General features: G+C 56.8%; 22 protein-coding genes. 8 read left to right on the top strand and 14 right to left on the bottom strand.

What is annotated here, in order from left to right; translation table 11 throughout:
• Positions 1–2: 2 nt before the first annotated feature.
• The 4 genes from motB to flhD form a co-directional block, all read right to left on the bottom strand.
• On the bottom strand, positions 3–932 hold the full coding sequence (motB, locus tag AB8804_RS00880; protein ID WP_371182055.1) for a flagellar motor protein MotB: 930 nt from the start codon (positions 930–932) through the stop codon (positions 3–5).
• Positions 929–1,816 carry a flagellar motor stator protein MotA gene (motA, locus tag AB8804_RS00875; protein WP_003859696.1) on the bottom strand — a complete coding sequence of 296 codons (888 nt, stop codon included), beginning with the start codon at positions 1,814–1,816 and terminating at the stop codon, positions 929–931. The genes motB and motA overlap by 4 nt, the downstream gene beginning before the upstream one ends.
• A gap of 123 nt (positions 1,817–1,939) precedes the next feature.
• Positions 1,940–2,518 carry a flagellar transcriptional regulator FlhC gene (gene flhC, locus AB8804_RS00870; RefSeq protein WP_371182045.1) on the bottom strand — a complete coding sequence of 193 codons (579 nt, stop codon included), beginning with the start codon at positions 2,516–2,518 and terminating at the stop codon, positions 1,940–1,942.
• A 2-nt stretch (positions 2,519–2,520) separates the two neighbouring features.
• On the bottom strand, positions 2,521–2,871 hold the full coding sequence (gene flhD / locus AB8804_RS00865; RefSeq protein WP_371182043.1) for a flagellar transcriptional regulator FlhD: 351 nt from the start codon (positions 2,869–2,871) through the stop codon (positions 2,521–2,523).
• 794 nt (positions 2,872–3,665) lie between these two features.
• On the opposite strand from flhD, the gene uspC reads away from it, so the two are divergent.
• Positions 3,666–4,094 (top strand): universal stress protein UspC, encoded by a 429-nt coding sequence (gene uspC / locus AB8804_RS00860; RefSeq protein WP_371182041.1) that lies wholly within the window; start codon positions 3,666–3,668, stop codon positions 4,092–4,094.
• A 15-nt stretch (positions 4,095–4,109) separates the two neighbouring features.
• Here the strand turns inward: uspC and otsA are convergent, their stop codons facing one another.
• From otsA to AB8804_RS00830, 6 genes are all read right to left on the bottom strand, one after another.
• A complete protein-coding gene (gene otsA / locus AB8804_RS00855) occupies positions 4,110–5,534 on the bottom strand; it encodes an alpha,alpha-trehalose-phosphate synthase (protein ID WP_371182039.1) in 1,425 nt (474 codons plus the stop codon).
• Positions 5,509–6,312, bottom strand: coding sequence for a trehalose-phosphatase (otsB, locus tag AB8804_RS00850; protein WP_371182036.1), 804 nt, complete (start codon positions 6,310–6,312; stop codon positions 5,509–5,511). The genes otsA and otsB overlap by 26 nt, the downstream gene beginning before the upstream one ends.
• A 177-nt stretch (positions 6,313–6,489) precedes the next feature.
• Positions 6,490–7,470: an L-arabinose ABC transporter permease AraH gene (gene araH / locus AB8804_RS00845; RefSeq protein WP_371182786.1), complete on the bottom strand. Its 981-nt coding sequence runs from the start codon at positions 7,468–7,470 to the stop codon at positions 6,490–6,492.
• Between the two features lie 14 nt (positions 7,471–7,484).
• Positions 7,485–8,999, bottom strand: coding sequence for an L-arabinose ABC transporter ATP-binding protein AraG (araG, locus tag AB8804_RS00840; protein WP_371182034.1), 1,515 nt, complete (start codon positions 8,997–8,999; stop codon positions 7,485–7,487).
• 70 nt (positions 9,000–9,069) lie between these two features.
• Positions 9,070–10,059: an arabinose ABC transporter substrate-binding protein AraF gene (araF, locus tag AB8804_RS00835; protein ID WP_371182032.1), complete on the bottom strand. Its 990-nt coding sequence runs from the start codon at positions 10,057–10,059 to the stop codon at positions 9,070–9,072.
• A gap of 315 nt (positions 10,060–10,374) precedes the next feature.
• On the bottom strand, positions 10,375–10,932 hold the full coding sequence (locus AB8804_RS00830) for a DJ-1 family glyoxalase III (RefSeq protein ID WP_371182030.1): 558 nt from the start codon (positions 10,930–10,932) through the stop codon (positions 10,375–10,377).
• A 519-nt stretch (positions 10,933–11,451) separates the two neighbouring features.
• On the opposite strand from AB8804_RS00830, the gene AB8804_RS00825 reads away from it, so the two are divergent.
• Together AB8804_RS00825 and AB8804_RS00820 are read left to right on the top strand one after the other, a co-directional pair.
• Positions 11,452–11,955, top strand: a complete 504-nt coding sequence (locus tag AB8804_RS00825) for a non-heme ferritin-like protein (protein ID WP_371182028.1) — start codon at positions 11,452–11,454, stop codon at positions 11,953–11,955.
• Between the two features lie 191 nt (positions 11,956–12,146).
• The gene (locus tag AB8804_RS00820; RefSeq protein ID WP_371182026.1) at positions 12,147–13,490 is read left to right on the top strand and encodes an anaerobic C4-dicarboxylate transporter; all 1,344 of its coding nucleotides are present in this window, start codon (positions 12,147–12,149) and stop codon (positions 13,488–13,490) included.
• 42 nt (positions 13,491–13,532) lie between these two features.
• On the opposite strand, the gene AB8804_RS00815 is transcribed toward AB8804_RS00820, so the two are convergent.
• From AB8804_RS00815 to AB8804_RS00805, 3 genes are all read right to left on the bottom strand, one after another.
• Complete coding sequence (locus tag AB8804_RS00815) at positions 13,533–13,784, bottom strand: DUF2766 family protein (RefSeq protein WP_008500405.1); 252 nt, start codon at positions 13,782–13,784, stop codon at positions 13,533–13,535.
• Between the two features lie 107 nt (positions 13,785–13,891).
• On the bottom strand, positions 13,892–13,975 hold the full coding sequence (gene azuC / locus AB8804_RS00810; RefSeq protein WP_112010680.1) for a stress response protein AzuC: 84 nt from the start codon (positions 13,973–13,975) through the stop codon (positions 13,892–13,894).
• Positions 13,976–14,154: 179 nt separating this feature from the next.
• Positions 14,155–14,793, bottom strand: coding sequence for an RpiB/LacA/LacB family sugar-phosphate isomerase (locus AB8804_RS00805; RefSeq protein WP_371182023.1), 639 nt, complete (start codon positions 14,791–14,793; stop codon positions 14,155–14,157).
• 191 nt (positions 14,794–14,984) lie between these two features.
• Here AB8804_RS00805 and AB8804_RS00800 point away from each other — a divergent pair, with 191 nt between their 5' ends.
• From AB8804_RS00800 to tyrP, 4 genes are all read left to right on the top strand, one after another.
• A complete protein-coding gene (locus tag AB8804_RS00800) occupies positions 14,985–17,153 on the top strand; it encodes an HD domain-containing phosphohydrolase (RefSeq protein ID WP_371182021.1) in 2,169 nt (722 codons plus the stop codon).
• 103 nt (positions 17,154–17,256) lie between these two features.
• Entirely contained in the window at positions 17,257–17,595 is a 339-nt protein-coding gene (gene yecR, locus AB8804_RS00795) for a YecR family lipoprotein (protein ID WP_371182019.1), read from the top strand.
• Between the two features lie 203 nt (positions 17,596–17,798).
• The gene (ftnA, locus tag AB8804_RS00790; RefSeq protein WP_371182017.1) at positions 17,799–18,296 is read left to right on the top strand and encodes a non-heme ferritin; all 498 of its coding nucleotides are present in this window, start codon (positions 17,799–17,801) and stop codon (positions 18,294–18,296) included.
• 238 nt (positions 18,297–18,534) lie between these two features.
• Positions 18,535–19,746 carry a tyrosine transporter TyrP gene (tyrP, locus tag AB8804_RS00785; protein WP_371182015.1) on the top strand — a complete coding sequence of 404 codons (1,212 nt, stop codon included), beginning with the start codon at positions 18,535–18,537 and terminating at the stop codon, positions 19,744–19,746.
• A 33-nt stretch (positions 19,747–19,779) separates the two neighbouring features.
• Here the strand turns inward: tyrP and AB8804_RS00780 are convergent, their stop codons facing one another.
• On the bottom strand, positions 19,780–20,448 hold the full coding sequence (locus AB8804_RS00780) for a YecA family protein (protein ID WP_371182013.1): 669 nt from the start codon (positions 20,446–20,448) through the stop codon (positions 19,780–19,782).
• A gap of 425 nt (positions 20,449–20,873) precedes the next feature.
• Here AB8804_RS00780 and AB8804_RS00775 point away from each other — a divergent pair, with 425 nt between their 5' ends.
• Positions 20,874–21,995, top strand: a complete 1,122-nt coding sequence (locus AB8804_RS00775) for a branched-chain amino acid ABC transporter substrate-binding protein (RefSeq protein ID WP_371182011.1) — start codon at positions 20,874–20,876, stop codon at positions 21,993–21,995.
• Positions 21,996–22,056 lie beyond the last annotated feature (61 nt).

Raw genomic sequence — 22,056 nt, 5'->3', positions numbered from 1 at the left:
TATCACCTCGGATTGGCTGGTGGCGATGTTGGAACGGCAGCCGAAGGCACGGCCCCAGGCTGTTTTAAATCGTCCAGTGACTCATTCTGACTTTCGGCGTTTTCGTGCAGGATGGCCTGCTCCGCCTGCTGGTTCAGCACTAATAGACTGATACGACGGTTGATGGCGTCTTCCGGCCCGCGGTCGGAGAGGCGCATGGTTGCTGCCATGCCGACCACGCGCAGTACCTTGCCATCGTCAAGCCCACCCACCACCAGCTCGCGACGCGAGGCGTTGGCGCGATCGGCAGAAAGCTCCCAGTTGCTGTAGCCCTTTTCACCATTGGCGTACGGGAAGTCATCCGTGTGGCCAGACAGGCTGATGCGGTTTGGAATGCCGTTCAGCACCGGCGCGATGCCGCGCAAAATGTCGCGCATGTACGGCTCCACCTCCGCGCTGCCGGTTTTAAACATCGGGCGGTTCTGGCTATCGATAATCTGGATGCGCAGCCCTTCCTGCACGAGGTCAATCTTCAGGTGCGGGCGCAGCGCGCGCAGCTTCGGATCGGCCTCAATCAGCTGGTCCAGATCGCCGCGCAGCTTCTTCAGGCGCGCCTGCTCCATCCGCTTTTTCAGCTCGTCGATGTTGGGCTCTTTTTTCACCTCACCCTTCTGCTGGGTGTAATCATCGCCGCCGCCGGGGATCGGGCTGTCGCTGTTGGAGATGCGCTGCCCGCCGGTCACCGCCGTCGCCAGCGGCGTGCGGAAATATTCCGCAATCTGGATAAGCTCCTTCGGGCTGGAGATGGAAATCAGCCACATCACCAGGAAGAAGGCCATCATGGCGGTCATAAAGTCGGCGTACGCGATTTTCCAGGAGCCGTGCGCGCCGTGGCCGTGCCCCTTATGCTTGCGCTTTTTTACGATGACGATCGGATGGGACTGGTTTTTCATGCGTCCTCAGTGGTCGTCTGTTGGTTTGGGTTTTTCACCGCGCGCACGTGTTCCTCCAGTTCGATAAACGACGGACGCTCGCTGGAATAGAGGGTTTTACGACCAAACTCAACGGCAATCGGCGGAGCGTAGCCGTTCAGGTTTGAGAGCAGCGTGATCTTCACGCACTGCATCATCTTGGTGGTTTCCGCGCTCTTCTGGCGCAGAACGCTGGCCAGCGGAGAGATAAACCCGTACGCCAGCAAAATACCGAGAAACGTCCCCACCATCGCGTGGGCAATCAGCGCGCCCAGCTCCGCCGCCGGGCGATCCGCCGAGGCCAGGGCGTGAACGACCCCCATTACCGCCGCCACGATGCCGAACGCCGGAAGCGAGTCGCCCACCAGCGCCAGGCTGTTGGCCGGCACTTCGGATTCGCTTTCGTGGGTTTCGATCTCTTCATCCATCAGCGCTTCGATTTCGAAGGTGTTCATATTGCCGCTGATGATGAGGCGCAGGTAGTCGACGATAAAGTCGAGCATCATGGCGTCCGCAAGAATGCGCGGATAGCTGGCGAAAATTTCGCTCTCTTTCGGGTTCTCAATGTCTCGCTCCAGCGAGAACATGCCCTGCTGACGCGACTTCGCCATCAGGCGATAGAGCAGCGCCAGCAGATCCATATACATGCTTTTGGTGTATTTCGAACGGCGAAACAGCAGCGGAATGGCCTTCAGCGTTCCCTTGATTGATTTACCGTTGTTGCCAACGATAAATGCCCCTACCCCTGCGCCGCCGATGATAACAAGTTCAGCCGGTTGATAGAGTGCTCCAAGGTGCCCGCCGGTCATCATGTAACCGCCGAAAACTGTACCGAGAACTACCAGGTAACCTAATAAGATAAGCACGACATCATCCTTCCGCTAGTGACTAAGGCAGGACGTTCAGGCCGACGCGTTTCCCGGTTTGCGGGGTAAAAAAAAGCAGCGGTAATCGCTTACCGCTGCTGGAATTTTGCCCACGCGTTCGGGTTAAACAGCTTGTTCGATCTGTTCATCCAGCAGTTGTGGAATAATATCGGCAGCATCCCGGGAAAGTTTACGTCTTTTTACTGCGCGGGATGGAGGCTGGCATAAACTGCAGGCGAAGCTGCCAGCAGGCTGATGAGCATGGGTAATAAAATTGCCGTCGCAGCTGTTGCAGCGCGACAGTTCCAGCATCCCACTTTCAACGAAACGCACCAGCGTCCATGCGCGGGTGAGCGCCAGCAGAGGACCATCATCCTGCTGAGGGCATTGCTCGAGGTAGAGTTTGTAGGCTTTGATCACGGCGTCAACGCCGCTGCACAGTCCCGTTTTCAGCAGATACTGCCAGGCGTTGCAGAACATTGACGCATGGATGTTCTGCTCCCACGTCATGAACCAGTCGGTTGAAAACGGCAGCATGCCTTTTGGCGGCGGGCTACCCCGCAATTCTTTATACAGCTTGATGAGACGGCCACGGCTCAGCTGCGTCTCGCTTTCCAGCATTTGCAAACGAGCGCCAAGCGTAATCAGCTCCATGGCCAGCTGGATGTCTCTCGCTTCCTGAACAATGCTTTTTTCGCTCATGATTAAGCCCTTTTCTTCCGGGCCGCGTCATCAGGCTGGCTGATCTCACTGAGCAGGCGAGTGGAGAGCAGAATACCGGTGTGGATCTGTTGCAGATCGTCAACGCGGGATTCCTGGGTCAAACGCGTGATGGTCTGGGCATTATCAAACCGGAACTGACAAACGAGTTGATTGGTTTCAGCCAGTTTTACCATTTGCGGGAGTGTTAATCCGCCAAGCATGGTAGCCATTTCTTCGGTAATGCCAAGACGAAACATCGCGGACGCCTTGTCCTGACCAATCAAACGCTGCGCGAGCAGTAAATATGACAGGTTGATGTCATAAATATGTTTTAGCAACTCGGATGTATGCATTTTTCCCATCCCGAATAACCAACTATTATTTTTATGCGGTAAGACCGCACCCCGTGATGTCGCCGGGAAATCACCCGGTATAAAAAGAAAAGGCCAAATGCATAGTTGAATTAAGATTTGTATGCAGCAAAACGCGCAACATCTGACCCGCAGGCGTGACGTTTACACGTTTTATCATTTCTTACAAATAACTAAGATTTTTCCTAATTCGCCGCAAACTGTACTCGTCAGTTTTGACACATACAATGCAGCCCTCCCCAAATTTTAAAAAAAATGTGATCCACGTCACATAATTAGGGAGAATATATCCAATTAATCCATCAGCGAGACTTGTTGTTTGGTTATTTTTTGCACAATTTGAGTCAGTATATATTCTGACAGGCCGAATACTCATGCATAAGCATGATAAAAAGCGGCACGGGAATTGCCGGGTTCACGGCTGAGGGCGTACAGAAGCCGGGCCGTCACAGCGGCTCATACGGCTAGTTTTAACTATGTTAAAAAACAGAGGGTTATCACATTAACGCTGTAACATACTCCCGGCAGGTGATCATTTCGTACGTGTTAATAACGCGTTAGAATTAATTGATAAGTGTGACCTTGGTTGGTGAGATTTGCGTTAAGTTGTTAATGTTTGTCATCCAGACAGGCTTTTACATTATTCCTCTTATAAGAATAATTAATGAATAATTATGATAAGCTTCACACTAATGTCGCATTGCCCTCTTGCAGAAGCCGATAATTCGCGGTAAAGCTGAAAAAACGTTGTCATAGCGACATCTAAGGAGCGCGCGATGAGTTACGCCCATCTTCTTGTTTCAGTAGCCATTTCTCCCGAAAGCCACCAGCTCGTTGCCCGCGCGGTTTCTATCGCCGCACCGACCAACGCCCGCATCAGCCTGATCACCCTCGCCGCCGAACCCGAAATGTATAATCAGCTGGCCGCGCCGATGCTGGAAGATATTCGTGGCGTTTTGCAGGAGGAAACCCAGCAGTTTTTGCGCGAATTAACCGAAAGGGCAAAATATCCTATACACCAGGCGGTAATTGCGACCGGGGAATTAAGCGAGCATATTCTGGATATGTGTCATAAGCAGAATATTGATTTGGTTATTTGCGGAAATCATAATCAGAGCTTCTTTTCGCGGGCGGCCTGTTCCGCAAAATCCATCGTTGCGTCGAGCAAAGTTGATGTGCTGCTCGTGCCGCTCGGGGGCACATAATGCCCCCGTGGAAAATCACGCGAGTTTAGGAAAGGTCGCGATCTTTTTTTGCAGCTGATGCTCGCTGCTTAAGGGGGAAATATCCCGCAGATCGCGAATAAACTGCGCCTGCCAGTGGTTGATATCGTTCTTCCTGATCGTCTCCATCATTTCAGCATGGCGTGAAATGCGCTCCGTTAGCGGCATGGTGAGCGCGCGGTTGAGCGCGTTGGCCACGTCGTCGCGGTCGTAGGGGTTGACGATCAGCGCCGAGGTCAGTTCGTTCGCCCCACCGGCAAACTGAGACAGCACCAGCACGCCGGGGTCCGCAGGATCTTGTGCTGCGACATACTCTTTTGCCACCAGATTCATCCCGTCGCGCAGCGGCGTGACCAGCCCGACGTCCGCGTAGCGGAATACCTTCATCAGGATCTTACGTTCGAAGTGCTGGTTGAGGTAGAACAGCGGCGTCCAGCCGAGCTGGCCGTAGCGGCCGTTGATCCGCCCCGCTTCCGTTTCAAGCTGATGGCGAATGTCCTGATAGGCCTGCACTTCCCCGCGGGAGGTGGGCGCAATCTGCGTATAGCGAATTTTGCCGTGGTGCTGAGGGTATTTATCCAGCAGCGTTTCATAGGCCAGAAAACGCTCCGGCAGGCCCTTGGAGTAGTCCAGACGCTCGACCGAAAAGATGTTCTGCACGTGCTTAAGCTCGTTCTTGAGCTGCGCCAGCTTCGGCGGCAGCGGCCCCGCGGCCTGCTCGGCGATCTCGTCCGGCTCGATGCCGATCGGGTAGACCTCGGTATGGAACGATTTGCCCCATGCGGTGTGGCTTTTCCCGTCGTGCGTCACCAGGCGCGTCTTGCCGGAAATGCTGTCGAGGAAGGCCAGACGGTCATTTTCCGTCTGGAAGCCCAGCAGATCGTAGTCCGCCATCGCCTCAAGCAGCTCCTCGTGCGGCGGCAGCGCGGTAAAGATTTCCGGCGTCGGGAACGGGATATGCAGGAAGAACCCGATCCGGTTGTTCACGCCGCGCTTTCTGAGCTCATTAGCAAACGGCAGCAGGTGATAATCGTGGATCCAGACAATATCGTCTTCCTTGAGCAGCGGCAGCAGCTTGTCCGCCAGCAGCGCATTGACGCGCATATACCCTTCAAACGATTCGCGCTGGAACTTAACCAGATCCAGGCGGTAGTGGAACGCAGGCCACAGGACGGCGTTTGAGAAGTCGCAGTAATAATCCTTGTGATCTTTCTCGTTCAGGGCAAATGAAACCCAGGTGATATTGTCCTGCGTTACCGTGTCGAGGGGCTTTTCCTCCTCGCTGATTTCACCGTTCCAGCCAAACCACAGGCCCCCTGCGGCTTTTAAGGCACCTAATACCCCAACCGCCAGGCCACCCGCGCTGGCTTTTTTATCGTCCGGCGGTGCGATGCGGTTAGAGACGACGACTAAGCGACCCATAATGATTTCTCCCGTTGTGTTGCGCTATTTGTTGTTGTTGCTGGTTAGCGACGTTATCTATCCACTGCCAGACGCTGGCAACGCTGTCCAGACGCCATTTGGCAGCCGTGTCTCCAGGCCCAATCTTTACGGCGATCCCTCCGGCCTGGTTGACAACCCTAAAGCCGGCCTCATCGGTAAGATCGTCCCCAAAGAAGACCGGCGTCCTGCCCTTAAACGGCTCTTCAGCCATAAATGCGCCGATGGCGGCGCCTTTGTTGATCCCTTCCGGCTTTATTTCTACCACGCATTTCCCCGGCTGGAGCGCCAGCTCCGGATGCGCCTCGGCCACGCTTCTGGCAAGGGCAACGATCGCCGCCTCGTGGTGAGGCGCCTGGCGATAGTGCAGCGCAAAGGCCATGCCTTTGGCCTCCAGCTCGGCGCCGGGAAGCGCCTGCAGCGCCGCGGTGAGCTGCGCGTGCAGCGCGTTAATCAAGGCGTCGGGGAGTGAAACAATATGCAGTTGATCATGGATATCGCGGCGCTCCGCTCCGTGCACACCGGCCAGCGGAAAGTGGTATGGACTGGCGAGCATGTCCAGCTCGGCCATTGAGCGCCCTGAAATCAATGCCAGTGCTCCCGCGTTCATCTGTGAGAGCTGATGCAAATTCTCGAGTACCGCATCCGGTATCACAACGTCATCCGGATGGGGCTTAATCCCTGCGAGCGTGCCGTCGAGGTCAAAAAAATAGGCATAGTTACCGGTGATGACAGGCGGTGCGGTTAACAGGTCAGCCACCCTTTTCCTCCTTACAGTTTTACGACAGGTAAAAAATCTTACCCCCTTCATAGCCATGTAAGTATAGACAGTGTGACGGCGCTCGCCATTTGACAACCGCCCCGCCGGGGAAACTGGCGGAGCGGCGAAAGGCTCAGCTATGGTTAATAGTTGAGCACAAATCGGAGGGGAAAATCCTCAGACGGTACGCTTCGCTTTTTGCTTGTAACGGTCGAATATCACCGCCGCCAGCAGGATCAGGCCGCGCACGACGTACTGGGAGAACGGCGAAATATTCAGCAGGTTCATGGCGTTCTCCACGGTCCCCAGAATGAGGATACCGGCCACCACATATGAGATTTTTCCGATGCCTCCTTTCAGAGAAACCCCACCCAGCACGCAGGCTGAAATGACGATCAGCTCGTAGCCGATAGAGGTCATCGGCTGGCCGCTGGTCATGCGCGAGGCCAGGATAATGCCCGCCGCGGCGGAAACCAGCCCGGACAGCACGAAGATGATGATCTTGGTGCGCACGACGGGTACGCCCGCCAGGCGCGCCGCCTCCTCATTGCCGCCGATGGCCAGAGTGTTGCGGCCAAACGTGGTGCGGTTAAGCAGGAAGCCAAAGACGATCAGGCAGGCCACCGTCAGCCAAATCGGCGCGGGCAGGCCCAGCCAGTTGGCGTACCCGAGCGTAAAGAAGCGCTCGTCTTCAATCCCCACCGCCTTACCGTCCGAGATGATGTAGGCCAGCCCGCGTACGATTTGCATCGTCGCAAGCGTGGTGATCAGCGCGTTGATCTTCAGGCGGGCAATGACGAAGCCGTTTACCAGGCCGCTCAGCACGCCCAGCATCAGCCCCGCAAATACGCCGATCCACAGGCTTTCGGTCATGTTGATGACCACCGCGGCGGTGACGCCCGCGCAGGCGATCACCGAGGCCACGGAGAGATCGAAATCACCGGAGGCGAGGCAAAACAGCATGCCGCACGCCACCATGCCGGACATCGATATAGCCAGCCCCAGGCCCTTCATGTTGATGAAGGTGGCAAAGTTCGGCACGAAAATCGCGCAGGCGAGGAACAGCACCGCAAACACCACCAGCATGCCGTAGTGATCCCAGATGCGCCCAAGGCTAAAGGCCGACTTCGGCGTACCGGATGTAGTAACAGAGGACATCATTAGCTCCTTTCTCAGGCGACAGCCTGGCTGACTTTAGGCATGGCGAGACTCAACGCCCGCTGTTCATTCGCCTGTTCATGCAGTAACTCCCCGGCGATTTCGCCTTCGCGCATCACCACGATGCGGTCGGCCACGCCAAGCACCTCAGGCAGATCGCTGGAGGCGAACAACACCGCTACGCCGCGCTTTGCCAGTTCATAAATGACGTTGTAGATTTCGTGCTTCGCCCCGACGTCGATCCCCCGCGTCGGCTCGTCGAGCAAAATGACCTTCATCTCCTCCGACAGCCAGCGGCCGAGGATCGCCTTCTGCTGGTTGCCGCCGGACAGGTTCATGATCAGCTGCTCCGCGCCCGGGGTTTTGATATTGAGCGAGCGAATATGGCGGTCGGCGTTGCTCTCCTCCCAGCCGTCGTTGATCAGGCAGCCCGCGCGGATGTTTTTGCGCCGCGCCGAAATGTTGATGTTGTCCCGCACCGAGTGCACCGGGATGATGCCGTCGGCTTTCCTGTCCTCCGGGCAGAGCATCATCCCCGCGCGGATGGCGTGGGCGGGCTTCTGGATATCCACCGCCTCGCCGTCGATAAACACCTGCCCAGCAGTAATGCGGGTGCCGCCGAACAGCCCCTTCATCAGCTCGCTGCGCCCGGCGCCCACCAGGCCGAAAAGGCCGACGATTTCGCCGTTGCGCACCGTCAGGCTCACCGGCATGCGCACGCCAGCCGCTTTCACCTGATCCAGACGCAGCCGCTCGCCGCCATACTCGCGCGGCTGCCAGTGGTAGATGTCGCCCAGTTCGCGCCCCACCATCGCCTGCACCAGCGCGTCGTGGTTGACCTGTTGCATGTCGTCGAAGGTGCGCACGTAGCGCCCGTCCTTGAAGACCGTGATCGCGTCGCTGAGGGCAAAAATCTCCTCCATGCGGTGCGAAACGTAGAGGATCACGCGGCCCTCTTTGCGCAGCTCGCGGATCACGCGGAACAGGTTTTCAATCTCCCGCGCCGACAGCGAGCTGGTCGGCTCGTCGAAGGCGATGACCTTGGCGTTGCGCGCCAGGGCCTTGGCGATTTCCACCATCTGCCACTGGCCGATAGAGAGGTACTTCAGCGGCGTTTGCGGATCGATGTCCAGGCCCAGATGCTGCAGCTGCAGCCCCGCCTCGTAGTTGAGCAGCGAGCGGTTGACCAGCCCGCCCCGGTGGGGAAGCTGGCCCAAGTAGATGTTCTCGGCGACGGTCATCTCCGGGATCAGGTGCAGCTCCTGATAGATGATCGCCACCCCGGCGTTCAGCGCCTCGGTGGTGTTGGCAAACGCCACCTCTTCACCGCGAAGCGCAAGCGTGCCGGTGGTCGGCGCGTAGTTGCCGCTGAGGATCTTAAGCAGCGTGGATTTCCCCGCACCGTTTTCCCCCATCAGGGCGTGAACCTGACCGGCATAGCAGTCAAAGCTGATGTCGGTCAGCGCGTTTACGCCGGGGAACGTCTTGCCGATGCCGCGAAACGAGAGATACGGATCAGACTGTTGCATAACGTCTCCGTGAGTCGTGTGGTGTGAACGTCTGGCCCCTCACGGGCGTGAGGGGCGCAATCACGGCGTATTACTTACCGCCCAGTCCTTTTTTCGCTAACTCTTCTTTGAAGTTGTCGCGGGTGATCAGCACCACGTCGGTCACTTCGGTGAATTTCGGCGGCTCTGCCCCTTTGGTGACCCAGTTGTAGAGCATTTCGCTGGACTTATAGCCGTGCACGTCCGGGCTTGGCAGCAGCGAGCCGAAGAAGCCGGTCGCCTGCGCTTTGGAAAGCTCGCTCACCGCATCGACGCCGTTAATGCCGATACCGATCACGTCAGGCGCCTTGAAGCCCTGGCCTTCCGTTGCGCGCACGCCGCCCAGCACGGTGTTGTCGTTCATGCCGACCACCAGCCAGTGCTTCACTTCCGGATGCTGAACCAGCATTGAGTTGGCGGCATCAAAGGCGCCGGGGATATCGTTAGATTTGGTGGGCACTTTGTAGATCTGTTTTTCCGGGAACCCGGCCGCCTTCAGGGCCTCCATCGAGCCGGAGGTGCGGCGGCGCGCGGTGTCGAGCTCGTCGGCGGTGATGGCCATGACGCCGGTCTCTTTCACATCCCAGCCGCGCTTTTGCATCTCTTTATACAGCTCCTGACCCTGACGCTCGCCGATTTTGGTCGCCGCCATCATCACCAGCGGAACCGTATCCATCGGCTTGCCCTTGGCGTTCACGAACTGATCGTCAACGGCGATCACCTTCATGTCGTAGCCGCGCGCTTTTGCCATAATGGCGGAGCCGAGCTTCGGATCGGGGGTACAGATAACAAACCCTTTCGCGCCGCTGGCCGCCAGGCTGTCGATGGCGTTCAGCGTTTTTTCCCCGTCGGGCACGGCGATTTTAATGACGTCAAACCCTAAGTCTTTCCCGGCCTTATCGGCAAATTTCCATTCGGTCTGGAACCAGGGCTCTTCAGGCTGCTTGACTAAAAAGCCCAGCTTTACATTTTCGGCGATAGCGGATTGTGACATAACGGCGGCAAGGCCAATGGCCGCCAGCGCTTTAGTGAATTTGTGCATGGTAAACTCCAGCTTTAGCGTTTTAATCTGTAGGGGATATCAGCGTGCTTTTTATTTAATCGGACGTAAAACAAGGCATTAGCGCTTACCGCGAAATAAGCGTGAGTGCTGGGATAGTTTTAGCGGGAAATTAATCATCCATAAGAGAGCGCCATCACACCGCAGAATTACAGTAATTGCGTACATAAATTCAGCGGAAAATGACATAAAAACGGCCGGGTTTGTCTGACAAATAGAAACAGGTTAAGCAGAATTATCCATAAGATCAGTCAGGACGTCCCTGTCTGCCGGACGCCGCAGCGCCCGGCGGGAAAATTACCAGCGGTAATAGATGTGATCCGCGTGGTCGCGAACGGGCGTTTCGTCCCCCAGCAGCCGCGCGGCGAGCGTCAGCGCAAAGTCGAAGGCGTGCCCCAGCCCTTTGCCGCTGATCAGGTTTTTATCCTCAACGACCGGCGCATCCACGTACTGCCCGTCCTCAACGGATTGCCACAGGTCGCCCGAACAGACGTAGCGCCGACCTTTCAGCAGCCCGTTGCCACCCAGCACGCGCGCCGCCGCGGAGCAAATAGGGCAAATCAGCTTTCCCTCCTCATCGTGCCCGGCAACGAAGCGTATCACCTCCCGGCTGGCGGCAAGGTTCATGCTTCCCTGCGGCCCGCCGGGCAGCACAACGGCGTCATAGCGCGTTGCCATTCGCTCGGATAACGTGCTGTCGGCCACCATCGGGATGTTGTGATAGCTCACCACCGCGCGCGAGTCGGCGCAGGCCAGCGTTTCAACGTCAATCTGCAAACGGCGCAGTATATCAATCGTGATGATGGCTTCCGCCTCTTCGAAACCGGGAGCGAGCAGTACGGCCACTTTCTTCATTTTCAACCTCATTAATTCAACAATTAAAACAATGTTTCATTTTATTGTTGCACGTCTGCACAATCTCCCGTGACGATCACACTTCATTGAAAAAGAGGCAAAATGATCTGAATCAATTATCGCCCTGAAGAATATATTTCCAACGATTAGCCTGAATTGATTTTTAATACAGAATTTTCGCATTGCCCAAAACTGCCGCGTCAATCAAACCTCTCAGCGCAAGATAATTTAAACCATAAAATCAATGATTTAATTAATTTGTAATTTCTCAGGCAATGTTGAAACTTTCAACTATATTAAACTTTGTAATGTACGGTAAACACAGCCTACTTAAGAGTTTTCTTAGACCTATGATAAAGGTATGCTTATTTATAGCGCACACGGGAAGTGAATTAAGGTCATGTATTTTTCAGCAGCAAAACCCTTTATGTAATCAGGTCACGTGCGGCTCAGGACGTTAATCTGCCCCTCAGGGTCGACTAACGCCTCCCCGGCCTCACGCTCTATAAGGATATTTGTATGGCTACTCAAACGATGATTCAAAAATTGAACGCCCAGATGAATCTGGAGTTCTACGCGTCAAATTTGCACCTGTCCCTGAGCAAGTGGTGTTCCGAAAATAGCCTGTTGGGTACGGCGACCTTCTTCCGTACCCAGGCGCAACACAACGTGACGCACATGATGCGCGTTTTCAATTTCATGAAAAACGCCGGGGGCAACCCTATCGTGAAAGCGCTCGACGCGATGGACAATGATTACGATTCCCTGGAAGCATTGTTCCAGAAAACGCTGGAAGAGCACGAGCAGCGCTGCCTTACCCTCAGCAGCCTGGCGGCAGAGGCAAAGGCGCAGCAGGACAATACCACGCTGAATTTTCTGCGCGACATGGATAAAGAGCAACGCCAGGACGGCGCGCTGTTGAAAACGCTCGCCGACGAAATTCGCAACGCAAAACGCGCGGGCATCTGCCAGGAGCAGACCGATCGCCATCTTCTTGAGATTGCGACCGTGCAGCACCACTGATCCACGCCGCCTGTCGCCCACTCTCGCAATCAGCGGGCGACAGTACTCCCCTTAATCAGATCCCCTTCTAATAATCTGCCAGCAACTCCCTGCTTTTACTCATTTTTAACAAATCAGATCTCGCTCCCAATGAATAACCTTACATCGTGTAATGATTTGTCGAATTTCATTATCATCGACGAGGGAGCATCATGATCACCATTGAGTTTATTGTCATTATCCTCTGCCTGCTGGTTGGGACCCGGTTTGGCGGCATGGGGCTTGGGCTGATAAGCGGCATCGGCCTGTTTATCCTGACGTTCGCATTTGGTTTACAGCCGGGCAAGCCGCCGGTCGACGTGATGCTGACCATTCTCGCCGTGATTGGCTGCGCGGCCACGCTGCAAACCGCCGGCGGCCTGAACGTAATGATGCAGTTTGCAGAACGCCTTCTGCGCAAGCATCCGCAGCACATCACCCTGCTCGCGCCGTTTACCACCTGGATGCTGACCTTTCTCTGCGGCACCGGGCACGTGGTGTACACCATGTTTCCGATCATCGCCGACATCGCGCTGAAAAAAGGCATCCGCCCCGAGCGCCCCATGGCCGTGGCCTCCGTTGCGTCGCAGATGGCCATTACGGCGTCTCCCGTTTCGGTCGCCGTTGTGTCGCTGGTCTCCATTCTGGCCGCCCAGCACGGCGTCGGCACCGGCTGGGGGATTCTGGAAATTCTGGCCGTGTCGGTACCGGCCTCGCTGTTTGGCGTGGCGATCGCGGCGCTGTGGAGCCTGCGCCGCGGTAAAGACCTGGCGGACGACGCCGAGTTCCAGCAAAAGCTGAACGATCCGAAGCAGCGGGAGTTTATCTACGGCAGCACGGAAACCCTGATGAATCAGCGGTTCCCAAAGCAGGCGTACTGGTCAACGTGGATTTTCTTCGCCGGGATCGCGGTGGTTGTCCTGCTGGGCGCCCTGCCCGACCTGCGCCCGGCCTTCGAGGTGAAGGGCAAAATGACCGCCCTGTCGATGAACCTTGTCATCCAGATGATGATGCTGATTGCCGGTGCGGTCATGCTGATCGCCTGCAAGGTCAACGCGTCAGCCATCTCCAATGGCGCGGTGTTTAAGGCCGGAATGGTGGCAATTTTCTCGGTCTTTGGCGTGGCGTGGATGAGCGATACGTTTTTCCAGGCGCACCTGGACGAGCTGAAAATGGCGCTGGAAGGGGTGGTGAAAAGCCATCCCTGGACCTACGCCATCGTGCTGTTTCTGGTCTCGAAGCTGGTGAACAGCCAGGCGGCGGCGCTGACGGCCGTCGCGCCGATGGGGCTGATGCTGGGAATCGATCCAAAGATGCTGATCGCCTTCTTCCCGGCGTCCTACGGGTACTTCGTGCTGCCAACCTACCCGAGCGATCTGGCCTGCATTGGCTTCGATCGCTCCGGCACGACCCGCATCGGCAAGTTCATCATCAACCACAGCTTTATCCTGCCGGGGCTGATTGGCGTGAGCTGCGCCTGCGCGGCGAGCTACCTGCTGGTGCAGACCTTCTTCTGATGCTGCCGAAGGGCGACGGCGCGGTCGCCCTTCACCGCTGGCCTAGTGGGATTCACCCTGCGGCGTGAAGCGCAGCTCGATCAGCGCGATGGCCTTCTGGATCGCGCGGAGCGTAACCGGATCGGCCGCCGCGGGATGGCTGGCGAAATCAATGTTTTTCAGCTGCGTGGACATCTTTTCACGCACTTCGACCGGGGCGATAACGTCGAGGACGTCGAGGATTTGCTTGATGACCAGCTGGCAGGCGACGACGTCAGATACCAGCTCCTGATCGGCGCTCAGGTTTTGCGACATGGGGATTCTCCTTATTTAAAGGCCGTCATAGTAGCAAAACGCGCGCCCTAACATCTCCCCTGCGCCGGGCGCAGGCACAAAAAAACCTGCCGAAGCAGGTTTTTTCATCAGAACATGGCGCCCGGTGGGACATCCTTAAAGGTTTTGCAGTAGTTCGCCCACATGCTTTTCAGGATTTTGCGCAGTTTCATGATGGTACTCCGGTAACGTGGTGTGCAGGTGTTATTGTCTTTGCGCTTATAATATGACCATCATCACAAAAATCAATCTTTTTGTGATACACATCACACTTATGGATAGGTTACGGCGGAGTGGAGTGACTACGAGGGGGTATATGCCGAACGGCGCAGCGCCGCCCGGCGGAGGTTATTTAACCGACAATGCCGCGAACGAACGCTTCAATCTCTTTGTCCTGGCAGTTTTCAAAGAAGCACTGCTGCAAGCGCGGGCCGGATACTGCGGTCTTCACCAGCTCGGGATCGATAGCGCGCAGGGTGTCCAGGTAGTTCTCTTTCACCACAGCCGCTTTAACCTGGTTCAGAATACCGGCGTTGCGCACCTGCGGTTCTTTACGCTCCGGCGGGTAGCCTTCGCCGTTGCGGCCGGTGAACGCCTTTTCAAAGATAAAGCGCACGTTCAGCTCCGCGCCCCAGCCGAACCCTTTGGCGAACGGCAGCGACAGCGCATTGCCGTTGTTGATCTGGGCAAACAGGAACGCATCGGCCGGATCGATGCAGTAGCCGCAGATGACGCCGGGGTGGATATTCAGGGACATCAGCGCCCCCTGCCCGGTGCCGCATCCCGTTACGACAAAATCTACGGCCTTTGCGTTGAGCAGAATGCTCGCCATAATGCCCAGATGAATATAGGTCAGATGATGATCGTTCTCGTCGCTCATGCCCACGTTATAAACCGGGAAGCCTTTTTCATCCGCGACGGTCCTGAGCTCGTTAAGGACGATCGCATTTTTGGCTGCCTGGCTGTTTTCCATCATCAGTGCAATTTTCATTCGTTTCTCCTGAATGCGTGGCGGGAGTTCCCGCTTTGGATACCTTTTCGCCATCACCTTACTACCATCCAAACAAGCTTTCAAATTAGATGAAAAGATGTTTTAAAAAATTAAGATAGGCTCACAGTTTCCCGAGCCGTCGCACTTAGCTAGACTTCATCTCAAGACAATAATGACACATGGGGATACCTGTGAATCTGCGACGCGGGAAGCCACGCACCGTCTCACTGCTCTTTATCTTTTCCTTATTCTGGGCCTGTTGCCCGTTTCTTCATGCCGCTGAGCCAGATAAGCCGGTCCCCGTCTGGATTTATGACGCCAATGATTTCGAATCCTGGCGCACGCCGCAGGGCGAGCTGCGCGGCTTCTACCCCGATTTGATCGCCGCCATCAATAAGAAGCTCGGCACGCGCCTTGAGCTGAAGCCGCTATCGGGCAGCGATATCGGGCAGCGCTTTGCCCACGACGACTACGGCATCTACGCGGGGGTACTGCGAACGGAGACGCGCGCGAAAACGAAAACGCTTTCCGCTCGCCTGTTCGATAATGAAGTGGTCGCGGCAAGCCCGTCGATGACGGTGACCAGCGCGGAGCAGCTCAACCACGCGCGCGTTCTGTTTCGCCGGGACGACGCCACGCTCGAAGGCGTGCAGCAGCGCTACCCCAACCTCGCGTTTCGCTCGCTGAGGCTCGTCTCGTCGAGCGATGAGGCGTTTAAGCTGCTTGCCGATCGCGAGGCGGATTTTTACATCAACGATGCCTCAGAGATGGAGAACACCCAACGCTATTACCTCATCTCCCGCCCCTTCCCCGAGCTGCGTATTCCGGTCGTGCTGGGCTTTAGCCCGGATCTGCTCCCCCTGCGAGACAAAATAAACACCGTCATCGCCGAATGGCACCGCAGCGGAGAGCTGCAAACGTCCCTCGACGAGAGCAGGCGGAACTATCTGCTGAGCCGCATCGTCATTTCGCCCACGGAAAAGCGCTGGATCGCAACCCATCGGCTCGACGTCACGCTGCCGAAAAACGAAAACTTCGCGCCGCTCATCTGGAAGGACCGCCAGGGCTATCACGGAACGGCCATTGACCTGATTAACGACATGCGCGACCTGCTGGGCCTGACGGTGGACGTTCACTACGTTGATAATTACACCCGCGCGCTGCACCGCGAGGCCTGGCCGGTGCGCCTGGTGGACATCGCCGAAAGCGCCAGCCCGGAGCACGCCGCCGGGCGCATCGGCCCGGACGTTGCGTGGCATAACGCCTATTACAACCGCATCGGCCAGCCTTTCCTGTGGGATGAAGAGAGCGTGCGCAACCAGCGCGTCGGCGTGCTGGAAGGATCGTTTTCCGCCGCCTACCTGCGCCAGCGGTTTGGCAACGACGCGATCGTGGTGACGCGCCGCAGCGTCGACGCGCTTATCGATGCCATTGAAAATAACAAAATCGATTACATCCTCGGCGATCTCAGCTCCCTGGAGTCGTCGCTGCGCGGCAACGAGCTATTCCGCGGCGTGCTGAAGGTGGCCGGCGTGACGCGCACGGAATTTATCATTGGCCCGTGGGTGCAGCCGGATCACCCGCTGTTTACGCTGCTTTCGCAAATCCATCGCCTCTCTGAATTTCGAACGCAGATTGAACGGCGTGAAGAGCAGCGCGCCTTTCCGGAACTCACCCGCAATACGCTGAAGATTATCAGCGTGATGTTGCTGATAACGGTGCTGTTCAGCCTCGTCATGCTGTTAATGATGCGCCGCCATATCCGACAGAACCGCATCGTGAACCGCAACATCGTGCAGGCGCTGGAAAAGGTTAACCGCGCCCACGACGACGAAACCGGAAGCCACATTCAGCGGGTGGCGCAGTACTGCGGCCTGATGGCGCGCGAGCTGGGCCTTTCGCGCAGGATGATTCGGGATATCGAACATTTCGCCTCCCTTCACGACGTGGGCAAAATTGCCGTGCCGGACCGCATTTTGCGCAAGCAAGGGCCGCTCACGGCCGAAGAGTTTGAGGAGATGAAGCTCCACACCCTCAAGGGCTGGCGCATCATTCAGGGGCTTGGGCTGGGCGCGGTGGCCGAAAATATTATTCACTTCCACCATGAAAAATGGGACGGCAGCGGCTATCCGCAGGGCTTGCGCGGCGAGCACATTCCGCTCGAGGCGCGGATACTGGCGGTGGCGGACGTCTATGACGCGCTGCGGCAAAAGCGGGTATATAAACCGAGCTTTACGCACGAGCGCGCCTGCGAGCTGATCCTGGAAGGGGCCGGGCGGCATTTCGACCCGCAGCTGATCGCCCTGTTCCGCCTGCACCATCAGCGCTTCAGGGAGATTTTTGACAGCATGGCCGATTAGTCTTCCCGTTAAAAAGAGAGAGGGCAGATTGTCCGGCTATTCCTGCCATTGTGCCGGACGTCTGCGGGTACGATAGCGTATCTTCCTTTATCAAGAGCGACATATGAAAACGTTATTCGTTGCCGGTGCCCTCCTGCTGCTCGCGGGTTGCAGCGTGACCCGTCAGGCCGAAGTTAGCAGCATGGATGCGCCAAACGGCATCGTTCGGCTCGACTACGGCCAGGCGATGCTGCAAAACGCCCGATACGATGAGTATGTAACCAACGGCACCGCGGCCAAGGCCTGTCAAAGCATGGGCTATGCCACCGCGTCCGCCTACGGGCAGCCCATCACCACCTGCAGCCTGACCAGCGGCTCCGTGTGCCTGAACGACACCGTCACCATCCAGTACAAATGCTCGGGCTATGCCGTTAACCCTGCAGCCAGCAATCCGTGGTATTAATAAACGCTGCCAGCGCCCGCTGGCGGTTATGCTTATTAAGAACGGAAGTAATTCGCATTAATAAATAAGATAGCTCGTTAATGCGTTTTATTCCCATTCGTATTTTTAATAAAAAACTATTTATTTTACTTTTTGCAAATAATTAAATAACAAATTATAGTGTCGCTCATCGTAATTCAGAAATAATAAACCGGAGCTTCACCATGCTGAAAAATGAAATGATCGACAAGCTTAATGCGCAAATGAACCTTGAGCTGTTTTCTTCTCTGCTCTATCAGCAGATGAGCGCGTGGTGCAGCTTCCACAGCTTTGAAGGCGCCGCCGCGTTTCTGCGCCGCCACGCGCAGGAAGAGATGACGCACATGCAGCGTCTCTTTGATTATCTGACGGATACCGGCAGCCTGCCACGCATCGAAACGGTCCAGTCTCCCTTCGCGGAATACGGTTCGCTTGACGAGCTGTTCCGCGCGACCTACGAGCACGAGCAGCTCATTACGCAAAAAATTAACGAGCTTGTTCACGCCGCCATGACCAGCCAGGATTATCCAACCTTTAATTTCCTGCAGTGGTATGTTGCCGAGCAGCATGAAGAAGAGAAGCTGTTTAAATCCGTGCTGGATAAACTGTCTCTGGCGGGCAAATCCGGCGAAGGTCTTTACTTCATCGATAAAGAACTGGCTACGCTCGATACCCAGAATTAATAATGAAACGGTGCTGTTTTCGCAGCACCGTTTTTATTTATGCCGCCACATTTTATTTTTCGCATTGAATCTTCCTTCCCTCACAGTAAATTCACCCTCATCGCCCGCCTTTCGGGTCCGCCTCAACACTGTAATTTTATCGTTACACGCGTTGTAACGCTGATTTGACGACTGTGCACTTTTCCCTTACTCTGCGCCGCAGATTTGGTCGTGATATGGCCCCGATGTAGAGGAAAGCGTGAAAAACAGAACCCTGGGAAGTATTTTTATCGTTGCGGGTACGACGATTGGCGCAGGAATGCTGGCGATGCCGCTGGCGGCGGCAGGCGTTGGGTTTAGTGTGACATTACTGCTGCTGGGCGGCCTGTGGGCGCTGATGTGCTACACCGCCCTGCTGCTGCTGGAGGTTTATCAGCACGTTCCGGCCGATACCGGGCTGGGATCGCTCGCCGCGCGCTACCTAGGGCGCTACGGCCAGTGGATCGCGGGCTTCAGCATGATGTTCCTGATGTACGCGCTGACCGCGGCCTACATCAGCGGCGCCGGGGAGCTGATTGCGTCGAGCATTAATGACGGGTTCGGTACTGACCTCTCGCCCGCAACCGGGGCCATTTTGTTCGCCCTTATCGGCGGCGGCGTGGTCTGCGTCGGCACGTCGCTGGTCGATCTGTTCAACCGCTTCCTGTTCAGCGCCAAGATCGTTTTCCTGGTGGTGATGCTGGCCCTGCTCGCGCCGCACGTGCACAAGGTCAACCTGCTGACGCTGCCGCTTGAAAAAGGGCTGGCGCTTTCCGCCATCCCGGTGATTTTCACCTCGTTTGGCTTCCACGGCAGCGTGCCGAGCATCGTCAGCTACATGAACGGCGACATCCGCAAGCTGCGCCGCGTGTTCGTTATCGGCAGCGCGATCCCGCTGATCGCCTATATCTTCTGGCAGCTGGTGACGCTGGGCAGCATTGACTCGTCAACCTTCGTTGGGCTCATGGCGGAGCACTCCGGGCTGAACGGTTTCCTGGTGGCGCTGCGCAACGTGGTGACGTCGTCTCACGTTGAGCTGGCGGTGCATCTGTTTGCCGATCTGGCGCTGGCCACCTCTTTCCTCGGCGTGGCGCTGGGGCTGTTTGATTATCTGGCCGACCTGTTCCAGCGCCGCAACACCGTTGCCGGACGTTTACAGACCGGGGCGATCACCTTCCTGCCGCCGCTGGCCTTTGCGCTGTTTTACCCGCGCGGGTTTGTGATGGCGCTGGGGTATGCGGGCGTGGCGCTGTCCGTGCTGGCCCTGCTGCTGCCTTCTCTGCTGGCGTGGAAAAGCCGCCAGCAGCATCCTGAGCAAGGCTACCGCGTGGCGGGAGGCAAGCCGCTGCTGTGCATCGTGTTCGCCTGCGGCGTGGTGATTATTCTGGTGCAGTTCCTGATCGCAGCGGGGCTGCTGCCGGAAGTGGGGTAAGAATACGGGGCGCATCATGCGCCCCGTATTTTTTCAGTGCAAACAACAGCTCTTAAACTTCTTCCCACTCCCGCACGGACACGGATCGTTACGCCCGACCTTCGCGCCGTTAACGATCGGCTTTTGCGCCTCGGGCTGCTGCGGATTCTCGACCCAGTAGTTGTACAGGCGAAGCGCCGCTGGCTGAATGCGTTCAATGCTGGCTGTGTATTCCTCTTCGGTCAGCTCGTCCAGCGTCTCGCTGTACTCTTCCGAGCCGTGCAGCGCAATCGCCTCGAGATCCGCCTTCAGCGCGTCCGGCAGCGCAGACCAGTCGGTCAGCGCAACGCCGCGCATGTAGCCATAGCACCACTCTTCCACCACCGTAAAGCTCTGCCCGTCCACGTCGTTAAAGCCAAACATCGGCTCAAACTGATCCGGATACTCGCTCAGACGCTCGGCGATATCGTTCATATGCTTAAAGCAAAGATCGATAAAACGGTTCATCTCACGATCGTTTTTCCAGCGCGGGATATGCTTCTCGCCGCCCCAGACGGCAACCAGCCAGGTATCCGGCTCAACCACGCGCGGGCCGGAAAGCACTGCGGTGAGCATGCCGTCGAGCTCGGACACGTCAATCACGGACGCGTCGTCATGGCCGTAGGACATTAACGTCTCTTCCAGCCACGCCATTTCGCTTTCATTTAATGGGCCTTCCGTCATTGCTGTCACTCCTGATAAAAAAAGGAAACGATCCTGACACAGTTCATCCCGCATGCCTATCTGAAGTTTAGGCCTTTATTGCTGCATATATGTGCAAACCGTGACGCTTGCACAACTTATGGGCATCGTTGTTAACGAGATGTGATCTCCGCTGTAATTTCATTCTCTTCCGCAGGGCCGCGCAAAACGGCGCTCTATACTCAACGTGTCGCAACCCGCTCTCTGCGGTTGGCCATTCTGGCAGCATTCTTGCTTATTGTTTTACGTGCCGAAATGCACAAGGAAACCTCGCCGTAATAAGCAGGCTGATAACTGTGTCCCGCTCAAGTGCATTTTGTTCTTGCTTTTGTTTTTGGATTGACGACGCCGTCAGGCGCTCGGGTACAGACCGTAGTGCAAAAACCTCTTTGCTAAGGAACAACATAATGTCGCTGAAACTTATTAAAAGTCCTCTCTCTCTCGTGCTGGCCGGGTGTCTGGTGACGGCGTTTTCCGCCCGGGCGGATATTGTTATAGGCGTCGCCGGGCCGTTCACCGGACCGAATGCCACCTATGGCGATCAGTACTGGCACGGGGCAACGCAGGCCGCGGAGGACATTAACGCGGCGGGCGGGATCAACGGCGAGAAAATTAAGCTGGTACAGGGCGATGACGCCTGTGAACCCAAACAGGCCGTGGCCGTCGCTAACCGCCTGGTCGACCAGGACAAGGTGAAGGCCGTCGTGGGCCACTTCTGCTCCTCTTCCACCATGCCCGCCTCGGAGGTGTACAGCGATGCGGGGATCCTTGCCATTACCCCCGGCTCGACCAACCCGCTCATCACCGAACGCGGCATGAGCGATATGTTCCGCATGTGCGGGCGCGACGACCAGCAGGGCCAGGTCGCCAGCGATTTTATTATCGATAAGCTGAAGGCCAAACGCGTGGTCATCATCCATGATAAGGACACCTACGGACAGGGCCTGGCGGACGCCACCAAGGCCGCGCTGGCCAAGCGCGGCGTGCAGGACGTGATGTACGAAGGGCTGTCGCGCGGCGAGAAAGATTTTAACGCCCTGGTCACCAAAATCGGTGCGCAAAAGCCGGACGTTGTTTTCTTCGGCGGCTGCCACCCGGAGGCCGGCCCGCTGGTGCGCCAGATGCGTGAACAGGGCGTGCAGGCGAAGTTCTTCTCCGGCGACTGCATCGTCAACGAGGAGATGGTGACCGCTGCCGGCGGGCCGCAGTACACCAACGGCATCTATATGACCTTCGGTAAAGATCCGCGCCTGATCCCGGACGGCAAAGCCGTTATCGAAAAATTCCGCGCGGGCAAGTTCGAGCCTGAGGGTTACACCCTCTACTCTTACGCCTCTATTCAGGCCATCGCCGCCGCGTTCAAGGCCACAAAGGGGACGGACTCCGCCAAGGCCAGCGAGTGGCTGAAGGCCAATCCCGTCGAGACCGTGATGGGCAAAAAGGCGTGGGACAGCAAGGGTGACCTGAAGGTGTCTGACTACGTGGTGTACCAGTGGGACGACAAGGGAAAGTATAAGGAAGTGCAGTAACGGGACGGAGTCACGCTCAGCGTCGACGGGTTCGCCCGCCGACGCGTAATAAGCAGCAGCC

Origin of the sequence: Enterobacter sp. KBR-315C3_2022 (assembly GCF_041399425.1) — a bacterium.
Taxonomy (GTDB): domain Bacteria; phylum Pseudomonadota; class Gammaproteobacteria; order Enterobacterales; family Enterobacteriaceae; genus Enterobacter.
Note: the sequence above shows the minus strand (reverse complement) of the source record. Positions and strands in the feature narration are given on the sequence as shown.

Coding starts and splice junctions, on each gene's coding strand:
- AB8804_RS00805 (WP_371182023.1), bottom strand. CDS start 14,793: ATGAAAATTGCACTGATGATGGAAAACAGCCAGGCAGCCAAAAATGCG.
- flhC (WP_371182045.1), bottom strand. CDS start 2,518: ATGAGCGAAAAAAGCATTGTTCAGGAAGCGAGAGACATCCAGCTGGCC.
- AB8804_RS00815 (WP_008500405.1), bottom strand. CDS start 13,784: ATGTCGCAAAACCTGAGCGCCGATCAGGAGCTGGTATCTGACGTCGTC.
- flhD (WP_371182043.1), bottom strand. CDS start 2,871: ATGCATACATCCGAGTTGCTAAAACATATTTATGACATCAACCTGTCA.
- azuC (WP_112010680.1), bottom strand. CDS start 13,975: ATGAAACTGCGCAAAATCCTGAAAAGCATGTGGGCGAACTACTGCAAA.
- araF (WP_371182032.1), bottom strand. CDS start 10,059: ATGCACAAATTCACTAAAGCGCTGGCGGCCATTGGCCTTGCCGCCGTT.
- ftnA (WP_371182017.1), top strand. CDS start 17,799: ATGCTGAAAAATGAAATGATCGACAAGCTTAATGCGCAAATGAACCTT.
- yecR (WP_371182019.1), top strand. CDS start 17,257: ATGAAAACGTTATTCGTTGCCGGTGCCCTCCTGCTGCTCGCGGGTTGC.
- AB8804_RS00830 (WP_371182030.1), bottom strand. CDS start 10,932: ATGAAGAAAGTGGCCGTACTGCTCGCTCCCGGTTTCGAAGAGGCGGAA.
- araH (WP_371182786.1), bottom strand. CDS start 7,470: ATGTCCTCTGTTACTACATCCGGTACGCCGAAGTCGGCCTTTAGCCTT.
- AB8804_RS00820 (WP_371182026.1), top strand. CDS start 12,147: ATGATCACCATTGAGTTTATTGTCATTATCCTCTGCCTGCTGGTTGGG.
- otsA (WP_371182039.1), bottom strand. CDS start 5,534: ATGGGTCGCTTAGTCGTCGTCTCTAACCGCATCGCACCGCCGGACGAT.
- AB8804_RS00775 (WP_371182011.1), top strand. CDS start 20,874: ATGTCGCTGAAACTTATTAAAAGTCCTCTCTCTCTCGTGCTGGCCGGG.
- araG (WP_371182034.1), bottom strand. CDS start 8,999: ATGCAACAGTCTGATCCGTATCTCTCGTTTCGCGGCATCGGCAAGACG.
- uspC (WP_371182041.1), top strand. CDS start 3,666: ATGAGTTACGCCCATCTTCTTGTTTCAGTAGCCATTTCTCCCGAAAGC.
- AB8804_RS00825 (WP_371182028.1), top strand. CDS start 11,452: ATGGCTACTCAAACGATGATTCAAAAATTGAACGCCCAGATGAATCTG.
- motB (WP_371182055.1), bottom strand. CDS start 932: ATGAAAAACCAGTCCCATCCGATCGTCATCGTAAAAAAGCGCAAGCAT.
- AB8804_RS00780 (WP_371182013.1), bottom strand. CDS start 20,448: ATGACGGAAGGCCCATTAAATGAAAGCGAAATGGCGTGGCTGGAAGAG.